Source organism: Actinoplanes sp. NPDC051513 (assembly GCF_044454685.1).
Lineage (GTDB): Bacteria > Actinomycetota > Actinomycetes > Mycobacteriales > Micromonosporaceae > Actinoplanes.
The window spans coordinates 17,268-33,849 of sequence record NZ_JBITDW010000036.1 but is presented as its reverse complement, the minus strand read 5'-3'; the positions used below and the strand labels follow the sequence as shown (position 1 = coordinate 33,849).

Genomic DNA, 16,582 nt, shown 5'->3' with positions numbered 1-16,582 from the left:
GTCTCGTTTCGAAACGCGGGGAAACACATGGACACTCCAGCCGCTACCCAAGCGGGCCATCCTCGGCGCTGGGCCATTCTCGGCGTCATGGTCATCAGCCTGCTCGTGGTCGTGCTCGACAACACCGTGCTCAACGTGGCACTGCGCACGATCGCCGACCCGGAGCACGGCCTCGGCGCCACCCAGAGCCAGCTCGAGTGGGCCATCAACTCGTACACCCTGGTCTTCGCCGGCCTGCTGTTCACCGCCGGCATCCTCGCCGACCGGCTCGGCCGCCGGATCACCCTGATCACCGGCCTCGCCCTGTTCGGCATCGCCTCACTGGTCTCCGCGTACGCGGGCTCGGCCGACCAGCTGATCGCCGCCCGCGCCCTGATGGGTCTCGGCGCCGCGGCCGTCATGCCGGCCACCCTGTCGATCATCGCGAACGTCTTCGCGCCGCAGGAGCGCGGCCGTGCCATCGGCGTCTGGGCCGGCGCGGTCGGCCTCGGTGTCGCGATCGGCCCGATCGTCGGCGGCCTGCTCCTCGAGCACTTCTGGTGGGGCTCGGTCTTCCTGATCAATGTGCCGATCGTGGTCATCGGCATCGTCCTCGGCCTGGTCATCGTCCCGGAGTCGCGCGACCCGAAGCCGGGCCGCATCGACGTGGTCGGCGTGCTTCTGTCGATCATCGGCATCGGCCTGCTCACCTATGGCGTGATCAAGGGCGGCGAGGACGGCTTCGGAGACACGCTCGCCTGGACCACGCTGGTCGCTTCGGTCGTAGTGCTCACCGGCTTCGTCGCCTGGGAGCGCCGCGTCGCCTTCCCGTCGCTGGACGTGCGGCTCTTCAAGAACAAGACCTTCGCGGCCTCGACCGGCATGATCGGCCTGGTCTTCTTCGCGGCCATGGGCGCCATGTTCTTCGGCGCCTTCTACCTGCAGCTGGTCCGCGGCTACGGCCCGCTCGCCTCCGGCGCGCTGTTCGTCCCGTTCGCGGTCGCCCAGATGGTCTTCGCCCCGCGCAGCGCCGCGATGGTCAAGCGGTTCGGCCCCAAGGCGGTCAGCGCCGTCGGCCTGCTGCTGGTGGCGATCGGCCTGGCGTCCTGGCTCTTCATCGGCGCCACCACGCCGATCTGGATCGTCGGCGCGGCGTTCTTCCTCATGGGCGTCGGCATGGCCAACGTGATGCCGTCGGCCACCGAGTCGATCATGGCGGCGCTGCCGCGGGAGAAGGCCGGCGTCGGCTCGGCGGTCAGCAACACCATCCGCCAGCTGGGCGGGGCGCTGGGTGTCGCCGCGCTCGGCGCGATCCTCTCCTCGGTCTACCGCGACCACCTCGGCAGCGTCACCGACGGCCTGCCGGCCGCGGCCGCCTCTTCCGCCGAGGAGTCGATCTCCGGCGCCTATGCGGTCGCCGAGCGTCTGGGAGACGGCGGTCCGGCCCTGATCAGCAGCGCGAACGACTCCTTCCTGACCGCGATGCACTACGCCTCGGTCGGCAGCGTCATCGTCGCCCTGCTCGGCGCGGTCGTCGCGCTGCTCTGGCTGCCCGGCAAGCGTCCGGCCACCGCTCCCGTCCCCACCTCGGCCGAGGGTCTGGCCGAGGAGCAGGGCGTGGAGCTGGTCGAGGCGTGACGCTTACGTAACAATGAACGCCATGACCACGGCAGTTAACGAGGCCGGCCAGGACCGCAAGGCTCCTGGCCGGCCCCGCAGCGCGCAGGCCGACGAGGCCATCCTCGACGCGGTGCTCGAGCTGCTCGGCGCCGGCCACAGCGTCGCCGCCATCTCGATCGAGGCGGTGGCCGCCAAGGCCGGCGTCGGCAAGGCGACCATCTATCGCCGCTGGCCCAACAAGGAAGCCCTGCTCATCGACGCGGTCGCCTCGATGAAGGGCCCGTTGCCCGAGCCCACGGGCCAGTCGGTCCGCGACGACCTGGTGATGCTGGTCAAGGCCAACCGCACCGGCCGCGCCCGGCGGTACGGCCAGGTGACGGTGTGCCTTATGCCGGAATTCGTGAAGGACGAGAACCTGCACAGCATGTACCAGGCGGTCATCGAGCCCCGCCGGGACGTGATGCGGCAGGTGCTGACCCGCGGCGTCGCCAACGGGGAGCTGCGGCCCGACCTCGACATCGAGCTCACGCTGCTGATGATCTCGGGGCCGTCGATGATGCAGAGCCTGCTGCACTGGAACCCGGCGGTGCAGGAGGAAGGCTTCGCCGAGTCGCTGGTCGACTCGGTGCTGCGGGGCGCCGCCGCCTGAGCGCTTGTCGTTCGGGCGGCCTTGTCGCTCGCGGCCTTCTTGCTCAGGCGGCCTTGTCGCCTCGCAGCGCCATCCGCGCCGCGGCGTTGCGGACGGCGATGCCCGGCCGGGTGCTCGGCACGATCAGCGCCGCGGCGAATCGGGCGGCGCGACCCTTCGTGTCGGTGCGGCGGCGGTGCTCGGCCTCGTAGCGCTTGAGCGCCGTCTCGACATCGGCTTCGCCCAGCGCCCCGGCCAAGGTCCGCGCGCCGGCCATCGCCATGCTCGAGCCGTCGCCGAACAGCGACACCGAGGCGGCCGCGTCGCCGAGCAGCGTGATGCGGCCGCGTGACCAGCTCGGCAGGACGACCCGGCTCACGCTGTCGAAATAGAGATCATCGGACGCGCGCGCGCGATCGAGGAACTCCGGGACCCGCCACAGCCGATCCTTTCCGTACGCGTCGAGCAGCATCTTCTTGTGTGCTGCCGTGTCGCGGTGGTCGAAGCCGGGGACGGCCCCGCCGCGGAAGATGAACGCCAGCAGGGCATGGTCGCGGGACGGGTGCACCGAGAGCAGGCGGCCGGGCGCGTTGTACATGAGCGCCTCGTCGGGGTGGTCGACCGGCTCGCCGAGCGGGGTGGTCGCCACGTAGACGCCCAGGTGGCGTACGAAATCCTGCTCGTGGCCGATGGCCAGCCGGCGGACCGTGGAGTGCAGTCCGTCGGCGCCGACGACCAGATCGAAGCGCCGGGGCTCGCCGCGCTCGAAGGCGACGTCGACGCCGTCCGGGTCCTGGCTCATCGCCGTGATCGTGTCGTCGAAGACGAACTCGGCGTGGTCGCGCGCGGCCGCGTACAGGATGGTGGCGAGATCGGCCCGTGGCACCTCGATCTCCATGGTTCCGGCCGCGCTGCGGCTGGACGGCATCGGCAGGCGCGCGCCGCGGCGGCCGCGTGAGTCGATCAATCGCATGGCGGTGACGGTGGTGGCGGCCTCGCGCAGCGCCGGGACGACGCCCATCTGCTCGGCGACCGGGAGGGCGGGGCCGCGGACGTCGACGGGGTTGCCGCTCGAGCGCTGCCCCTGCGCGCGCTCGACGACCGTGGGCTGGAAACCGGCTCGGGCCAGCCAGAACGCCAGGGTGGGACCGGCAACGCCGGCTCCCGAGATGAGTACGGTTCGCATGGCTTCACCATAGCTGCACTCAGTGCGGGATTGCAACGAGTGCCGGTTTGCGTTGGATGCATTAAGGTGTTCTTCGTGTCACTGCGTGAACGGAAACGGGAGCGGACCCGGCAGGCCATCGTCGCGGCGGCCGCCGACTTGATCGAGCGCCGCGGGTACGAGCGGACCACGGTTGCCGACATCGCGGCGGCGGCCGAGATCGGGACGCGGACGTTCTTCAGCTACTTCCCGACTAAGGAAGACGTGCTCTTCCCGGAGGCCGATGACCGGGTGCGGGTGACCGTCGCGGCGATCGAGAGCAGGTCGCCGTCGGAGGGGCCGGCTGCCGTGCTGGTGCGGGCGCTGCGGGAGGTGGCGGAGTCCAGTGCGGATCTGACCGGGCGGATGGCGCGGCTGCGTCTGCGGCTGATGCATTCGGTGCCGGCGGTCCGGGGGCGGGGGCTGCTGATCCAGATGGACGCGCAGCGGGAGATCGCCCGGCATCTGGCGGCGGCATATCCGTCCCAGCTGGACGCGGTGTCGGCGGGAGCGCTGGCGGGGGCCCTGACCGGGGCGGTGACCGGGGCGTTGCAGGCGCTGTTTGACGATCCGTCGCAGTGGGATGATCCGGACGTGATCCGGTCCGCCGTCGAGCGGGCTACGGCGATTGCGCTCGCGCCCTGGGGGGATTCTGGTGATGGAGCCGTTTGAGACGCTTTCTGTGGAGGGGGCGCCGGTGGTCGCGGCGCCGGACGGGTCGACGGTGCGGCCGTTGTGCGTTGTGCCCGGGGCCGGGAGCTTCGCGCATTTCAGTCTGGGGCCGGGGGAGGTCGCGCGGGCTGTGGTGCACGCGACGGTGCAGGAGATCTGGTACGTCGTGGCCGGGTCCGGGTCGATGTGGCGTCGGTCGGGTGCGGATGCCTCGCCGGGTGCGGCTCCCGCGTCAAGTGCGGCTCCCCTTTCGGGTGCGGCGTCCTCTTCGGGTGCGGCGTCCTCTTCGGGTGCGGCGTCCTCTTCGGGCGGGGTTTCCTCCGAGGATGTGCTGCGGCCCGGGGTGTGCTTGACGATTCCGGTCGGGACTTCGTTCCAGTTCCGGGCGGGAGCCTCCGGGCTGGAGGTCGTGGCCGTGACCATGCCGCCGTGGCCGGTCGGCAGCGCGACCGAGGCGACGCCGGTCGACGGGCCCTGGGAAGCGACCTTCTAGACCTCCTCATCGAGATGGGTCTATCATCTGGCGGAGCGACCTTGGGAGCGCTCCCAGTCGCGGCGCCGCCTTCCACCGGGCGGCCGTCCTCGAAGGAGAACCGCCATGGCCCGTCGTGGTTTCCGATGGCTCGCGACGGCGGCCGCGGTCGCCGCCGCGCTCGTCCTGATGTCGTTCCAGGCGCCGGCGGGCGCCGACCCCGTCACGGGCAACGCGACGTACTTCGACGCGCTCGGCTCGCCGTACGGTGGCTGCGGCCTGCCCCAGGCCCAGCTGGACTCGCCGGATTTCGTCGCGCTGAACGTCTACAACACGCCGGGCGACTACAACTTCTATCCGCGGCCGGTGACCGACGCCTCGAAAACCGGCCAATGGAACAACGGCCTCAACTGCGGGCGGTTCGTGCAGGTCTCGATCGGCGACTACTGCACCGGCGTGAACGACGGCGCGACCAACCAGCCGTTCTGCCGCAACGGCTCGTGGGTGGCCGACCAGTACAACAACGCCACCCTCACGATGATCGTCGCCGACAGCTGCGGCGACTCGAACGCCTGGTGCCGCGACGACCCCTACCATCTGGACCTGGCGAAGGACTCGCTGAACCGCTTCGCCCGCTCCGGCACGCCCGTCGGCGACATGTACCCGAACCATTGGAACAACCGCCACATCAGCTGGCAGTTCGTCCCCGCGCCCAGCTACGCCGGGGACATCAAGGTCGGCTTCCTGCAGGGCGCCCAGGCATATTGGCCCGCGATCGCCGTCTCCCACCTGGCCAACGGCATCCACGGCGTCGAGTACTACCAGGTCGGCGCCTGGCAGCCGGCCAAGATGAACAGCGACATGGGCCAGTCCTACATCATCGGCGGCCTCACCTCCGGCGCGACAAGCTTCCAGATCCGCGTACGCGACGCGGGCGACCAGCTGATCAATGGCGGCCGCGTCTACAGCTTCTCCCTCCCGGCAGCCTGCGGCTCGACATGCTCCCAGCCCTACACGGCAACGACCTACACCACGAGCAACGGCACCGCTTCGCCCAGCGGCCCGACCTCGCCCCCGACGTCCCCGCCGACCTCGCCGCCGACCTCGCCCCCGACGTCCCCGCCGACTTCGCCCCCGACTTCGCCGCCGACCTCGCCCCCGACGTCTTCGCCGACGGCCGCGCCATCAGGCGCGTGCACCGCGGCGTCGTCCGTGGCCAGCTCCTGGAACGGCGGCTTCCAGGCCACCGTCACCGTGAAGGCCGGCAGCAGCCCCGTCTCCGCCTGGACCACCCGCTGGACCTTCACCAACGGCGAGCAGATAACCCAACTCTGGAACGGCACCTACTCGGTCGCGGGCGCCACGGTGACCGCTCACAACGCCTCCTACAACGGCAGCTTGGCCGCCAACGCCTCCACCACCTTCGGCTACACGGCCACGGGCACCCCCGCCGCGGTGACCGTGACCTGCACGAGCCCGTAGTACCTGCACGAGCCCGTAGTCGTCCAGCCTGGCGGCGCCCACCCGCCGCCGGGCTGGCTCCGAGCAGCGCGCCCGCCTGCCCGCCGCCGGGGTGCGGGCCGGCGGGCGCCGCTCCGATTGCTTTGCCCGCCTCGCGCCGGTCCGATCGCCTTGCCCGCCTCGCGCCGGTCCGATCGCCTTGCCCGCCTCGCGCCGGTAGGTCCTGTCGGCTCGGGCCGGAACTCGGCCGGTCGCGGGTTTCGGGTCAGTTGGGGGCCGGGGTCACCAGGCCTGACTCGTAGGCGGCGATGACCAGTTGGGCACGGTCGCGGGCGCCCAGTTTGGCCAGGAGGTGGCCTATGTGGGTCTTGACCGTGGCGGGGCGCATGTTCAGGCGTTCTCCTATCTCGGCGTTGGTGCGCCCGCGTGCTATCAACTTCAGGACCTCCCGTTCGCGGTCGGTCAGCGAGTCCATCGCCTGGCCCAGCGGGCCCAGCGGAGGCAGGCTCCGGGTGTACTCGGCGATCAGGCGACTCGTCACGGTCGGGGCCAGGAGACTCTCGCCCGCGGCGACGACGCGGATGGCGTTGAGCAGGTCGCCGGGCGGCGCGTCCTTGAGCATGAACCCGCTCGCTCCGGCGGAGAGCGCGCCGTACACGTACTCGTCGAGGTCGAAGGTCGTCAGGATCAGGACGCGAGGGCGCCGGCCCGACGCGCGCGCGGCGCAGATGCGGCGCGTGGCCTCGACGCCGTTCATCTCGGGCATCCGGACGTCCATCAGCACGACATCGGGATCGGTGCTTGCCGCGAGCTCGACCGCCTCCATGCCGTTCGCCGCCTCGCCGACCGCCTTCATGCCGGGCGTCGCGTCGACCAGCAGACGGAAGCTGCCCCGCACGAGGGCGGTGTCGTCGACGATCAGTACCCGGATCGGGGCGGTCACGGCGTCAAGGGAAGGCGTGCGGACACCGCGAACCCGCCCTCCGGTCGTGGACCGGCCCGGAACGACCCGCCGTACACCAGGACCCGCTCGCGCATCCCGATCAGCCCGTGGCCGACCCGGCCGCCGTCGGGTGGCATCCGCGGCCGCGTTTGTTCGTTGGGATCGGCGCCGATGCGCTCGGCGGCGGACACCCCCGCGCGCCGGCCGTCGTCGGTCACGTCGATGCTCACCTGGCCTCCCTTGACGATCACTGAGATCTCGCAGCGAGCGGGCGCGGCATGGCGGACAACATTGGTCAAAGCCTCCTGAACTATGCGGTAGACAGATAGGGCTATTCCCCCGGGCAGGCTCTCGGTGCCGCGGAGGTCGAGTTCGACCCTGACACCGGCCTCCTCGGCCCGGCGCACCAGGGTGGGCAGTCCGGACGGGCCGGGCAGCGGGGCGAACTCGACGCCCTCGGCCCCGGAGCGCAGCACGCCGAGCAGCTGGCGCATCTCGGTGAGCGCGGTGCGGCTCGTCGACTCGATCACGCGCAGGGCCGCCTGGGCCTCGGTGGGGTGCGTCCCGATGACGTGGTTGGCCGTCCCGGCCTGCACGGTGATCACGCTCATGCTGTGGGCGACCACGTCGTGCAGCTCGCGCGCGATACGCAGCCTCTCCTCGGTGACCGCCCGTTGCGCCTGCTCCGCCGCCGCGCGTGCCGCCTCGGACCGGCGAGCCCGGACGAGCTGGCCGCCCGTCCATGCGCCGGCCAGGAAGCCGGCGCCGAGCACGGCCGTGCCGAGACGGGGCCAGATGCCGTGCGGCGTGCCGACGACCGACGTGACGACGAGGATGGCGACGGCGACCGCGCCGGTCACCTTGGCCGGCAGCCGCGGGCGACGCGTGCCCAGCGCGACCGGATAGAGCGCGAAGGCGGCGGCCACGAAGGGATCGGTCAGCACACCGGCGGCCAGGGCCGCCACCGAGCCGGCGAAGACCAGGAGGAACACCGGCACGGGCCAGAGCCGGCGCACGGCCGCCGGCGCCCCGATCAACAGCATGAGCGGAACAGCCACCCCGGCCGGCACATCGGCGCCGATCACGGCGCCGGGCGCGAACACCACGAGATACGCGATCGCGGCCAGGCCGTCGAGCGCGATCCACTGGTGGCGGCTCAGCCGCGGGGTGCGGTCCACGCGGCCACGTTAGCGGCGGCGGGCGCGGGGCGCCTCAGCCCTGGGTCTGTCATACCGTGGTCCGATGTGCCCGGCGCCGGCATGGGGCAGCGTGGCCGGCGTGATCGAGGTCAACGAGCTGACCAAGCGGTACCGGGACACGGTGGCCGTCGACGAGCTCTCCTTCAGCGCCGAGCCGGGCATGGTCACCGGCTTCCTCGGCCCGAACGGCGCGGGCAAGACCACCACCATGCGCATCCTGCTCGGCCTGGCCACGCCGACGGCCGGCGCGGCACTGGTCGGCGGCCGGGCATACGCCTCGCTCGACCACCCGCTGCGCGAGGTCGGCGCCCTCCTCGACGCCGGCGCCGTCCACCCGGGCCGCTCGGCGGTGGAGCATCTGCGCTGGCTCGCGCGCACGAACGACATAGCCGCGAGCCGGGTCACAATGGTGCTCGATCAGGTCGGGCTGGCGGGCGCGGCCCGCACCCGGGCCGGCCGTTACTCGCTCGGCATGCGCCAGCGGCTCGGCATCGCGGCCGCCCTGCTCGGCGACCCCGGCATCCTGATCTTCGACGAGCCGGTGAACGGCCTCGACCCGCAGGGCGTCCGCTGGATACGCGAGCTGATGCGTTCCCTGGCCGCCGAGGGCCGCACCGTTCTGATCTCCAGCCACCTGATGAGCGAGATGGAGCTGACCGCCGACCGTCTCATCATCATCGGCCGGGGCCGCCTGCTGATGGACACCACGGTCGGCGAGCTGATCACAGCCGAGGGCTTCGCCACGCTGGAGGACGCCTACCTGTCCGTGACCGACGAGTCGACCGTGCACAGAGCGGGTGGTGACTTCTCATGAGGGCGCTGCTCGCCGCCGAGTTGATCAAGATCCGGTCGCTGAGGTCGACCATCTGGACTCTCGCCCTGACTGTCGCCCTGAGCGTCGGCCTGGCCTTCCTGGTCGGCTCGAGTTTCCGCGCCGGCTTCGACAGCATGGACGCCGAGCGCCAGGCACAGTTCGACCCGCTCTTCGCCTCGTTCTACAGCATCACCATCGCCCAGCTGGCCCTGGTCGTCCTCGCAGCCTTCGTCGTCACCGGCGAATACGCCACCAACACGATCGTCGCCTCGCTCGCCGCCGTGCCGAGACGCGGTCGCTTCTACACCGGCAAGGTCCTGGCGGGCGGTTCGGTCGCGGGCGCGGCGGCAGTGGTGACCGTCCCGCTCACCTTCGCGGCGGCGCAGGCCGGACTGGGTCCGCACGGCACCACGTTCACCGTCGGGGGAACACTCGAGGCGGCCGTCGGCGCGTGCCTCTACCTGATCCTGATCTACCTGTTCGCCACGGGAGTGGCGACCCTGCTGCGCGGATCGATCCCGACGCTGGCCGTGCTGCTGCCGCTGCTGTTCCTGGGCTCGCAGGGCCTGGGCAACGTGCCGAAGGTGAAGGCGGTGGCGCAGTTCCTCCCCGACCAGGCGGGGATGCTCATCATGCACATCGCCGGCCCGCCCGGCGACCCGCGCTTCGGGCGCCCCTACGGCCCGTGGACCGGGCTGGGAATCATGGCCCTCTGGGCGGCCGTCGCACTCCTGGCGGGCTACGCCGCTCTACGCCGCCGAGACGCCTGAAATGTACGGGGCGGCGTGCGGGGACACGGGGCTATCCCGGGCGGCGTCCCCACGCCGAGATCAGCGGCGCGAGGGTGAGGTCGAGCTCGCCGGCATCGATGGCGGCCAGGTGCGCGTCGATCTCGGCGTCGTTCGCCAAACCCGCGGCGAGCAACTCGGCGCGGACCATGCGCACCGTCGCGGCCTCCAGCCGGTCGCAGGCAACCCCGCCGACCGGGAAGCAGCCGGCCGCCGCGACATCGGCCAGGCCGGCCGCACGCAACGCCCGCGGCAGCGTGCGGCCGTAGCGCAGGTCGGCGCCGCGGCGGGTCATCAACTCGCGGACGGTGCGCCGCAGCCGGTTGGCGCGCTGCTGTGCCGGGCCGACCTCATCGAGGCAGGCCAGCGGCTGCAACTCGGTATCGGCGTCCTCGACCAACAGCCGGCCGCCGGGGCGCAGCGCCGCCACCATCGTCGCCAACGCCCGGGCACGGTCGGGCACGTGGACGAGCACGAGCCGGGCGTGGACCAGGTCGAACGTGCCCGGCTCCGGCGGCGGGTCGTCGACGACGTCGTGCCGGAGCACCTCGTACCCGGCGTGCGGGTCCAACCAGGCCGGATTGATGTCCGTGGCCAGCACGTAGCCGGTTGGTCCGACGGCCGTGGCGAGTGCCTCGGGAATGCTGGGGCCGCCGGCGCCGACCTCCCAGCAGCGCCAGCCCGCCTTCACTCCGAGCCGGTCGAAGTGCCCCCGGGTGACGCCGTCGAACAGCTCGGCCAGCCAGGTGAACCGGTCGCCCGCCTCCACCCGGGCGTTGTCGAGCAGGTAGCGGTGATCCGGGGCAGACCCTGGGGGCTGCGATGAGCTCATGCCTACATCTTCACGATCTACCGCGTCCTATGTCAGTGCGACACGGGCGGAAACCAGACACGCTCGTCATGCACAACTCCGGCCCGGCCGGCGATCCGCGCGTCGGGCGCCCCTACGGACCGTGGACCGGCCTGGGAATCAGGGCCCTCAGGGCGCGGCCGTCGCACTGCTGGCGGGCTACGCCGTCCTACGCCGCCGAGACGCCTGAAATGGGGAAGGCGCCGTGCCGCGGGCGGTGGGAAGGCGGTGGTCGGTGGGGTAGGCGCCGGGCCGTGGGCCGTGCGGTGAGGAAGGCGGTGGGCGGCGTGCGGTGGGGAAGGTAGCCGGACGGGGGACGGGTTGGGGGTGAGAATGTCGGGATACTGCGGCGGTGGGTCGCGAAGTCAGCTATGAGGACGCCGTCAAGTTGCTCGGCGGGGACCAGGCCAAGGTGGTGCGGCTGCTCGACACTCTGATGGGGGTGGGGCTGCTCGTCCTGGTCGGGCCGTTCCGGGACGTGCTGGGGTGGTTCGACGCCAAGGCCGAGCTGGGCAAGGTCACCGAGCGGCTGGTGAGTGGGCTGGTCGAGCGGCGGTCAAAGCTCGGGCGGTACGAGCGCACCGAGCGGTTGCGAGCGGCGCACGCGGTGCTGGCGTTGACGGCCTTCTTCGAGGCCATGGCCGAGGCGAAGCTTCCGGTGTCCTACCGCGACCTCGAGCTGACGGCCAGCGAGCAACGGACGCTGGGCGAGAAGGGGGCGAAGGGGCGCGAGCCGTTCGCAGGGTGGACCGCGCCGGTGCCGGAATCCGCGGAGTCGCACGAGGACTTCCGGGCGGTGTTGAGGCTGTACTACGTCGACCTCGCGACGACGGTGGAACAGTTCGTCGGCGGGCTCGCTGTGTGGGAACGGCTCGGTGAGGACGCGCGGAATCGGGCCCGGGCGGCTTTCGGCGACTTGGCGGAGGCCGCGCTCGCCCGGTACGACAGCCTGCTGGGCAAGCTGGCCGCCGACTATCCGGAGGTGGCGTTCTGGGCGGGGATGCGGGAGCATGCCGCGGGCCGGGAGCGGCTTCGGGTGATCAGCATGAGCGTCACCGAGCTGGGCGCGATGCTGGCGCCGATCGCCGCGGGGCGGGCGCCGGACGAGCGGCGGCGCGGGCTCTCCCGGGCCTATGCGGCGGCGTTGAAAAGGCCCGTCGTCGAGTCGGGCGAAGCGCCGATCGGGCTGATGCTGCCGACGCTCGGGGAGGCCTTTGTGCCGCAGCGGTACCGGGCCGTCGCCGTCAGCGGGAACGCGGTGCTGAGCAATGAAGGATGGTGGGAGCGGCTGCCGGTCCGCGACGACCTGCTCCGATTCCTCACCTGCCATCTCACCTCGACCGTAGTCGCACGGGCGCCGCTGCTGATCCTGGGACAACCCGGCTCGGGAAAGTCCGTGCTGACCAGGATCCTGGCGGCGGAGTTGCCGGCCACCGACTTCCTGCCGGTGCTGGTGGTGCTGCGGGCGGTGTCGGCCGCCGCCGATCCACAGGACCAGATCGAGCAGGCGATCCGGGCCGAGACGGGCGAGCGGGTGCTCTGGCCGGAGCTGGCCCGCTCGGCCGACGGCGCGATGCCGGTGGTGATCCTCGACGGGTTCGACGAGCTTCTGCAGGCCACCCGGGTCAGCCAGACCGACTACCTGCAGCGGGTCGCGGCGTTCCAGCGGCGGGAGGCCGATCAGGGCCGGCCGGTCGCCGTCATCGTCACCAGCCGGCTCAGCGTCGCCGATCGGGCCGAGCCGCCCGAGGAGACGGTCGCGGTGCGGCTCGAGCCTTTCGACCGCAACCGGGTCGCTGCCTGGCTCAAGGTCTGGAACCGGACGAACGAGCACTGGTATTCGGCCAGCGGCGAGCGGCCGCTCGACCTGGCGACGGTCATGCGCTACCCCCGACCTCGCCGGCCAGCCGCTCCTGCTGCTCATGCTGGCGTTCTACAACGCCGAGGGGAACGCGCTCCGCGACGCCGGGGACCTGCGGCTCGATCAGCTCTACGACCGGCTGCTCGAACGGTTCGCCCGGCGCGAGGTGGAGAAACGGGGCGGCGGCCTGCCGGCGCGCGAGCTGACCGCCCGGGTCGAGGGCGAGCTGCGCAAGCTCAGCCTGGAGACGTACGAGTTCCTGCACGCCACCTTCGGCGAGTACCTGGTCGCGCGGCTGATCCACGCCGTCGCCCGCGACATGATCGCGCGGGAGCAGGCGTCGACCTTCCGGTCGGAAGCGGACGTCGACGACGACCTGCTGCATGCGCTGCTGTCGTTCGCGCCCCTGGCCGGTCGCGCGCAGACGGTCACCTTCCTGCGTGACATGGTGGCCGCCACGCCCGGGGAAGACTGGTCCGAGCTGATGGTGCGCCTCTTCCGGGCGGCGCCGATGCCCCGGCCGCCGCGAGCCCACGCCGACTATGCCCCGGCGGTGCTTCCGGTGCCGGCCCGCATCGCCGCGTACACGTCGAACCTGTTCGTCCTCGCCCTATGCGCGAGGCGCCTGACCGCGTCGGGCCTCCTCGGGACGACCGGCAGCGCGTCCACCGTGGGGAGCTGGCGGGCTGGCGATCACCCGGCGCCGCGCCCACTTCACCGCCGATTTCGACGAGGATTTCGTCCAGGAGGTGCTGGAGCCGTTGTGGACGCTGGACTTGCATCGCGTCGACGGGGCGCGAGCGGTCGGCGGGGACCGCCTGGTGAGCTGGCAGAACTCGCTGCTGAGGCTGGCCCTCGCACAAATGCAGATGCCCCTCGGCCGGGAGTCCCTGTACGCCGAGATCGCCGATCGCGTGGACCATGTTGACTTGTTGCTGGGCCAACTCCGGCTGGATGACGCCATCGAGCCCCCCGCCGTGGCAGAGCTGCTGCAGCGCCTCGACATTCACCACTTGCGTGGCCGTCGGGATCTGGCCGTGCAGTGCATTCTGGCCCACCTCGGCCCGGGCCAGACCGAGCTGGCGGGTGTGCTCCACGACTTGATGCCGCTGGTCGACCATTGGAAGGTCGCGGACGTCGACGCTCAGATCCGCTGCGCCGAGCTGGGCCTGCCCTCCTCGACCCTGACCGAGGCGGAGGCCGGGAGCCTGGTGGAGCGGTATGCGGCCGTGCGGACTGACTTCGTCGGCCGCATACCGGTCCTGGTCAGTCGCGGCTGACTCGTACCGGCTCGACGTGCCAGATGGTCGACGCGTAGTCGCTGACCGTGCGGTCGGACGAGAAGAAGCCGGTGCGGGCCGTGTTGAGCAGGGACGTCCGGGTCCAGGCGTTCTGGTCCTGCCAGGCCTTGTCGACCGCCTCCTGGCATTCGACGTAGGCCCGGTAGTCGGCGAGCGTCAGGTACTCGTCCCAGTTCAGCAGGGACTCGGCCACCTCCTTGCCGACCCCGCCGAACGCGCCGGACATGATGGCGTCCAGGGCCGCGCGCAGCTCGGCGTCCTGCTCGTAGTACGAGCGCGGGCTGTACCCGGACGCCTTCAGGGCCGTCGCGCCCGGTGTGTCCAGGCCGAACAGGAAGAAGTTCTCGGCGCCGACACGGTCGCGGATCTCGATGTTCGCGCCGTCGAGGGTTCCTATGGTGATCGCGCCGTTGAGGGCCAGCTTCATGTTGCCGGTGCCGGAGGCCTCCTTGCCGGCCAGGGAGATCTGCTCGCTCAGGTCGGCCGCCGGGATGATCAGCTCACCCAGGGTGACGTTGTAATTGGGCGGGAAGACGACCTTCAGGTACGGGGTGACGGCCGGATCGTCATCGATGGCCGCCGCTACCGCGTTGATGAGCTTGATGATGGATTTCGCGGCGTGGTAGGCGGGGGCTGCCTTTCCGGCGAACAGGACTGTGCGGGGCACGAAGGAGCCGTTGGGGTTGTCCTTGATGCGGTGGTATTGCGTGATCACGTGCAGCAGCTTCAACTGCTGGCGCTTGTACTCGTGGAAACGCTTGACCATCACATCCATCAAAGCGTCGGGGTCGCCGAGCCCGAGGCGCACCTTGTTGGCCCGCTTGATGTCGCGCCAGCTGCGCAGGAAGAGCGCGTCGTCGGCGAACCTCTCGAGGCCGCGCAGGCGGTCGAGGTCGCTGACCCACCGGGAATCGCCGAGCGCCGACGTGATCAGGTCGGAGAGGGCGGGATTGGCGATCCGCAGGAAACGGCGTGGCGAGACGCCGTTGGTGACGTTGCGGAACTTGCCGGGCCACATCTCGGCGAAGTCGTGCAGGGTCGTCTCGGCGAGCAGCTTCGAATGGAGCTCGGCGACGCCGTTGACCGCGCTCGTGCCGGCCACGGCCAGATTCGCCATCCGGACGCGGCGCTCCGGCTCCTCCTGGATCAGCGACATCCGGCGTACGCGATCGACGTCGCCCGGATAGCGCGAGCGGACATCGTCGAGAAGCCTCTGGTTGATCTCGTAGATGATTTCGAGGTGGCGGGGGAGCAGGCGCTCGAACATCGCGACGGGCCACGTCTCGAGGGCCTCCGGCAGAAGCGTGTGACACGTGTACGCGAACGTGCGCTGCGTGATGAGCCAGGCCTCGTCCCAGTTCAGCCCCTCCTCGTCGACCAGCAGCCGCATCAGCTCGGGAATCGCGAGCGACGGGTGCGTGTCGTTGAGCTGGATGACGGCCTTGGACGGGAAATCGGTCCACGGCCCGCCCCACAGGCGGAAACGGCGGATGATGTCGCGCAGCGAGCACGACACGAGGAAGTACTGCTGCTTGAGCCGCAGTTCCCGGCCGAGCTCGGTGCTGTCGTCCGGGTAGAGCACCTTGCTGATGTTCTCGGCGCGGACCGCCTCCTGCACGGCCTCGGCGTACTGGCCGGCCGAGAAACGCTCCAGATCGAACGACGACTCGCTGCCGCGGGCCCGCCACAGCCGCACGATGTTGACGGTCTCGGTGTCGTAGCCGGGCACCAGCATGTGGCTGGGCTCGCCGAGCACGATCTCGCCGGGAATCCATTTCGTGCGGCCCGACTCGTCGCGGCTCGTGTAGCCGTAGAAGAAGACCGTCTGCCGGTCGTCGGGCGCCGGGAACTCCCACGGATTTCCCTGGAACGTCCAGTCGTCGGGCTTCTCCACCTGGGCGCCGTCGACAAAGGTCTGCTTGAAGATGCCGAAGTCGTAGCGGATGCCGTACCCGATCGCGGGAATGTCGAGGGTGGCCATCGCGTCGACGAGGCAGGCCGCGAGCCGGCCGAGACCGCCGTTGCCGAGGCCCGGTTCGATGTCGAGCTCTTCCATCTCCTCGGCCGAAACCCCGAGCGCCTTCAGCGCGGCGTTCGCGATCTCGCCCGTACCCGAATAGAGAACGTTCTGCTCGAGCTGGCGCCCCAGCAGATATTCGGCCGAGAAGTAGTAGACCCAGCGCGGATTGGCCGCGAAATGCGCGGCGGTCGTCCGGGCGCGACGCGCCGCGAGCCGGTCACGCACGGTGAGGACCAGCGACTCGTACGCGTCCTGCGCGCTCGCCGACTCCACGGTCGTGCCGCGCCGGTAGTAGAGGTTGCTGAGCAGGTCCTGTTCGAACTCGGCCGCCGAGCTTCCCAGCGGCCGCAGCCCGATTCCGTTCCTGAAGTCCATGAACGCACACTTTCGCAGACAGGTTGCCGGAAGTTGTCAGCTTCGTGCCACTTGCAGGGACTCCGCGACGACGTCCGGGTCGTACGGTTACGCGTCGTGCTTGCTGCCCGGATCAGCATAAATCAGCCCAAGGGTGGACGTGAGCGCATCCAGATCGCCGGGGTGGGTCACGCCGCCGAGGCTACCCGGGCGCGGCCCGTGGCCATCACCCAGGACGTGGCCGGCAAGACCTTCAAGGAGCTGGCCGGCGACTTCACCCCCGACGGCAAGCTCAGCACGGCCGGCCTCAAAGCGTACGCCGATCAGCTGCCGACCCTCGGCATCGCCAAGACGGTGCCCGCGGAGTCGTCGTACTACGACTCCGCGTTCGCCTAAGGCTCCAGTTGAGGTTGAGG

General features: G+C 70.9%; 15 protein-coding genes. 10 read left to right on the top strand and 5 right to left on the bottom strand.

Annotated features, from left to right (window positions below):
- Positions 1-87 precede the first annotated feature (87 nt).
- On the top strand, positions 88-1,617 hold the full coding sequence (locus ACIA5D_RS48225) for an MFS transporter (protein WP_396037455.1): 1,530 nt from the start codon (positions 88-90) through the stop codon (positions 1,615-1,617).
- A 13-nt stretch (positions 1,618-1,630) separates the two neighbouring features.
- Complete coding sequence (locus ACIA5D_RS48220; RefSeq protein ID WP_396037454.1) at positions 1,631-2,248, top strand: TetR/AcrR family transcriptional regulator; 618 nt, start codon at positions 1,631-1,633, stop codon at positions 2,246-2,248.
- A 43-nt stretch (positions 2,249-2,291) separates the two neighbouring features.
- On the opposite strand, the gene ACIA5D_RS48215 is transcribed toward ACIA5D_RS48220, so the two are convergent.
- Positions 2,292-3,413 (bottom strand): FAD-dependent monooxygenase, encoded by a 1,122-nt coding sequence (locus ACIA5D_RS48215; RefSeq protein ID WP_396037453.1) that lies wholly within the window; start codon positions 3,411-3,413, stop codon positions 2,292-2,294.
- 75 nt (positions 3,414-3,488) lie between these two features.
- Here ACIA5D_RS48215 and ACIA5D_RS48210 point away from each other — a divergent pair, with 75 nt between their 5' ends.
- The 3 genes from ACIA5D_RS48210 (at position 3,489) to ACIA5D_RS48200 (ending at position 6,057) form a co-directional block, all read left to right on the top strand.
- Positions 3,489-4,103: a TetR/AcrR family transcriptional regulator gene (locus ACIA5D_RS48210; RefSeq protein ID WP_396037452.1), complete on the top strand. Its 615-nt coding sequence runs from the start codon at positions 3,489-3,491 to the stop codon at positions 4,101-4,103.
- A 349-nt stretch (positions 4,104-4,452) separates the two neighbouring features.
- The gene (locus ACIA5D_RS48205) at positions 4,453-4,596 is read left to right on the top strand and encodes a hypothetical protein (RefSeq protein WP_396037451.1); all 144 of its coding nucleotides are present in this window, start codon (positions 4,453-4,455) and stop codon (positions 4,594-4,596) included.
- 105 nt (positions 4,597-4,701) lie between these two features.
- Positions 4,702-6,057, top strand: coding sequence for a cellulose binding domain-containing protein (locus ACIA5D_RS48200; RefSeq protein ID WP_396037449.1), 1,356 nt, complete (start codon positions 4,702-4,704; stop codon positions 6,055-6,057).
- A 244-nt stretch (positions 6,058-6,301) separates the two neighbouring features.
- Here the strand turns inward: ACIA5D_RS48200 and ACIA5D_RS48195 are convergent, their stop codons facing one another.
- Together ACIA5D_RS48195 and ACIA5D_RS48190 are read right to left on the bottom strand one after the other, a co-directional pair.
- Positions 6,302-6,979 carry a response regulator gene (locus tag ACIA5D_RS48195; protein ID WP_396037448.1) on the bottom strand — a complete coding sequence of 226 codons (678 nt, stop codon included), beginning with the start codon at positions 6,977-6,979 and terminating at the stop codon, positions 6,302-6,304.
- Positions 6,976-8,157 (bottom strand): sensor histidine kinase, encoded by a 1,182-nt coding sequence (locus ACIA5D_RS48190; RefSeq protein ID WP_396037447.1) that lies wholly within the window; start codon positions 8,155-8,157, stop codon positions 6,976-6,978. The genes ACIA5D_RS48195 and ACIA5D_RS48190 overlap by 4 nt, the downstream gene beginning before the upstream one ends.
- Before the next feature lie 64 nt (positions 8,158-8,221).
- On the opposite strand from ACIA5D_RS48190, the gene ACIA5D_RS48185 reads away from it, so the two are divergent.
- Positions 8,222-8,992 (top strand): ABC transporter ATP-binding protein, encoded by a 771-nt coding sequence (locus ACIA5D_RS48185; RefSeq protein WP_396037446.1) that lies wholly within the window; start codon positions 8,222-8,224, stop codon positions 8,990-8,992.
- A complete protein-coding gene (locus ACIA5D_RS48180; protein ID WP_396037445.1) occupies positions 8,989-9,762 on the top strand; it encodes a hypothetical protein in 774 nt (257 codons plus the stop codon). The genes ACIA5D_RS48185 and ACIA5D_RS48180 overlap by 4 nt, the downstream gene beginning before the upstream one ends.
- A 31-nt stretch (positions 9,763-9,793) precedes the next feature.
- Here ACIA5D_RS48180 and ACIA5D_RS48175 read toward each other — a convergent pair whose 3' ends face one another.
- On the bottom strand, positions 9,794-10,612 hold the full coding sequence (locus ACIA5D_RS48175; protein ID WP_396037444.1) for a methyltransferase domain-containing protein: 819 nt from the start codon (positions 10,610-10,612) through the stop codon (positions 9,794-9,796).
- Between the two features lie 370 nt (positions 10,613-10,982).
- Here ACIA5D_RS48175 and ACIA5D_RS48170 point away from each other — a divergent pair, with 370 nt between their 5' ends.
- Positions 10,983-12,935 carry an NACHT domain-containing protein gene (locus ACIA5D_RS48170; RefSeq protein ID WP_396037443.1) on the top strand — a complete coding sequence of 651 codons (1,953 nt, stop codon included), beginning with the start codon at positions 10,983-10,985 and terminating at the stop codon, positions 12,933-12,935.
- Between the two features lie 305 nt (positions 12,936-13,240).
- The gene (locus ACIA5D_RS48165; RefSeq protein ID WP_396037442.1) at positions 13,241-13,771 is read left to right on the top strand and encodes a hypothetical protein; all 531 of its coding nucleotides are present in this window, start codon (positions 13,241-13,243) and stop codon (positions 13,769-13,771) included.
- On the opposite strand, the gene ACIA5D_RS48160 is transcribed toward ACIA5D_RS48165, so the two are convergent.
- Positions 13,758-16,187: a glycogen/starch/alpha-glucan phosphorylase gene (locus tag ACIA5D_RS48160; protein ID WP_396037441.1), complete on the bottom strand. Its 2,430-nt coding sequence runs from the start codon at positions 16,185-16,187 to the stop codon at positions 13,758-13,760. The two genes, ACIA5D_RS48165 and ACIA5D_RS48160, sit on opposite strands and share 14 nt — an antisense overlap.
- 51 nt (positions 16,188-16,238) lie before the next feature.
- On the opposite strand from ACIA5D_RS48160, the gene ACIA5D_RS48155 reads away from it, so the two are divergent.
- Positions 16,239-16,562, top strand: coding sequence for a hypothetical protein (locus tag ACIA5D_RS48155; RefSeq protein WP_396037440.1), 324 nt, complete (start codon positions 16,239-16,241; stop codon positions 16,560-16,562).
- Positions 16,563-16,582 lie beyond the last annotated feature (20 nt).

Excerpts from the sequence above, each read along its gene's own strand:
- ACIA5D_RS48225 (WP_396037455.1), top strand. The coding sequence starts at position 88 with ATGGTCATCAGCCTGCTCGTGGTCGTGCTCGACAACACCGTGCTCAAC.
- ACIA5D_RS48220 (WP_396037454.1), top strand. The coding sequence starts at position 1,631 with ATGAACGCCATGACCACGGCAGTTAACGAGGCCGGCCAGGACCGCAAG.
- ACIA5D_RS48215 (WP_396037453.1), bottom strand. The coding sequence starts at position 3,413 with ATGCGAACCGTACTCATCTCGGGAGCCGGCGTTGCCGGTCCCACCCTG.
- ACIA5D_RS48200 (WP_396037449.1), top strand. The coding sequence starts at position 4,702 with ATGGCCCGTCGTGGTTTCCGATGGCTCGCGACGGCGGCCGCGGTCGCC.
- ACIA5D_RS48185 (WP_396037446.1), top strand. The coding sequence starts at position 8,222 with ATGTGCCCGGCGCCGGCATGGGGCAGCGTGGCCGGCGTGATCGAGGTC.
- ACIA5D_RS48180 (WP_396037445.1), top strand. The coding sequence starts at position 8,989 with ATGAGGGCGCTGCTCGCCGCCGAGTTGATCAAGATCCGGTCGCTGAGG.
- ACIA5D_RS48175 (WP_396037444.1), bottom strand. The coding sequence starts at position 10,612 with ATGAGCTCATCGCAGCCCCCAGGGTCTGCCCCGGATCACCGCTACCTG.
- ACIA5D_RS48160 (WP_396037441.1), bottom strand. The coding sequence starts at position 16,187 with ATGGACTTCAGGAACGGAATCGGGCTGCGGCCGCTGGGAAGCTCGGCG.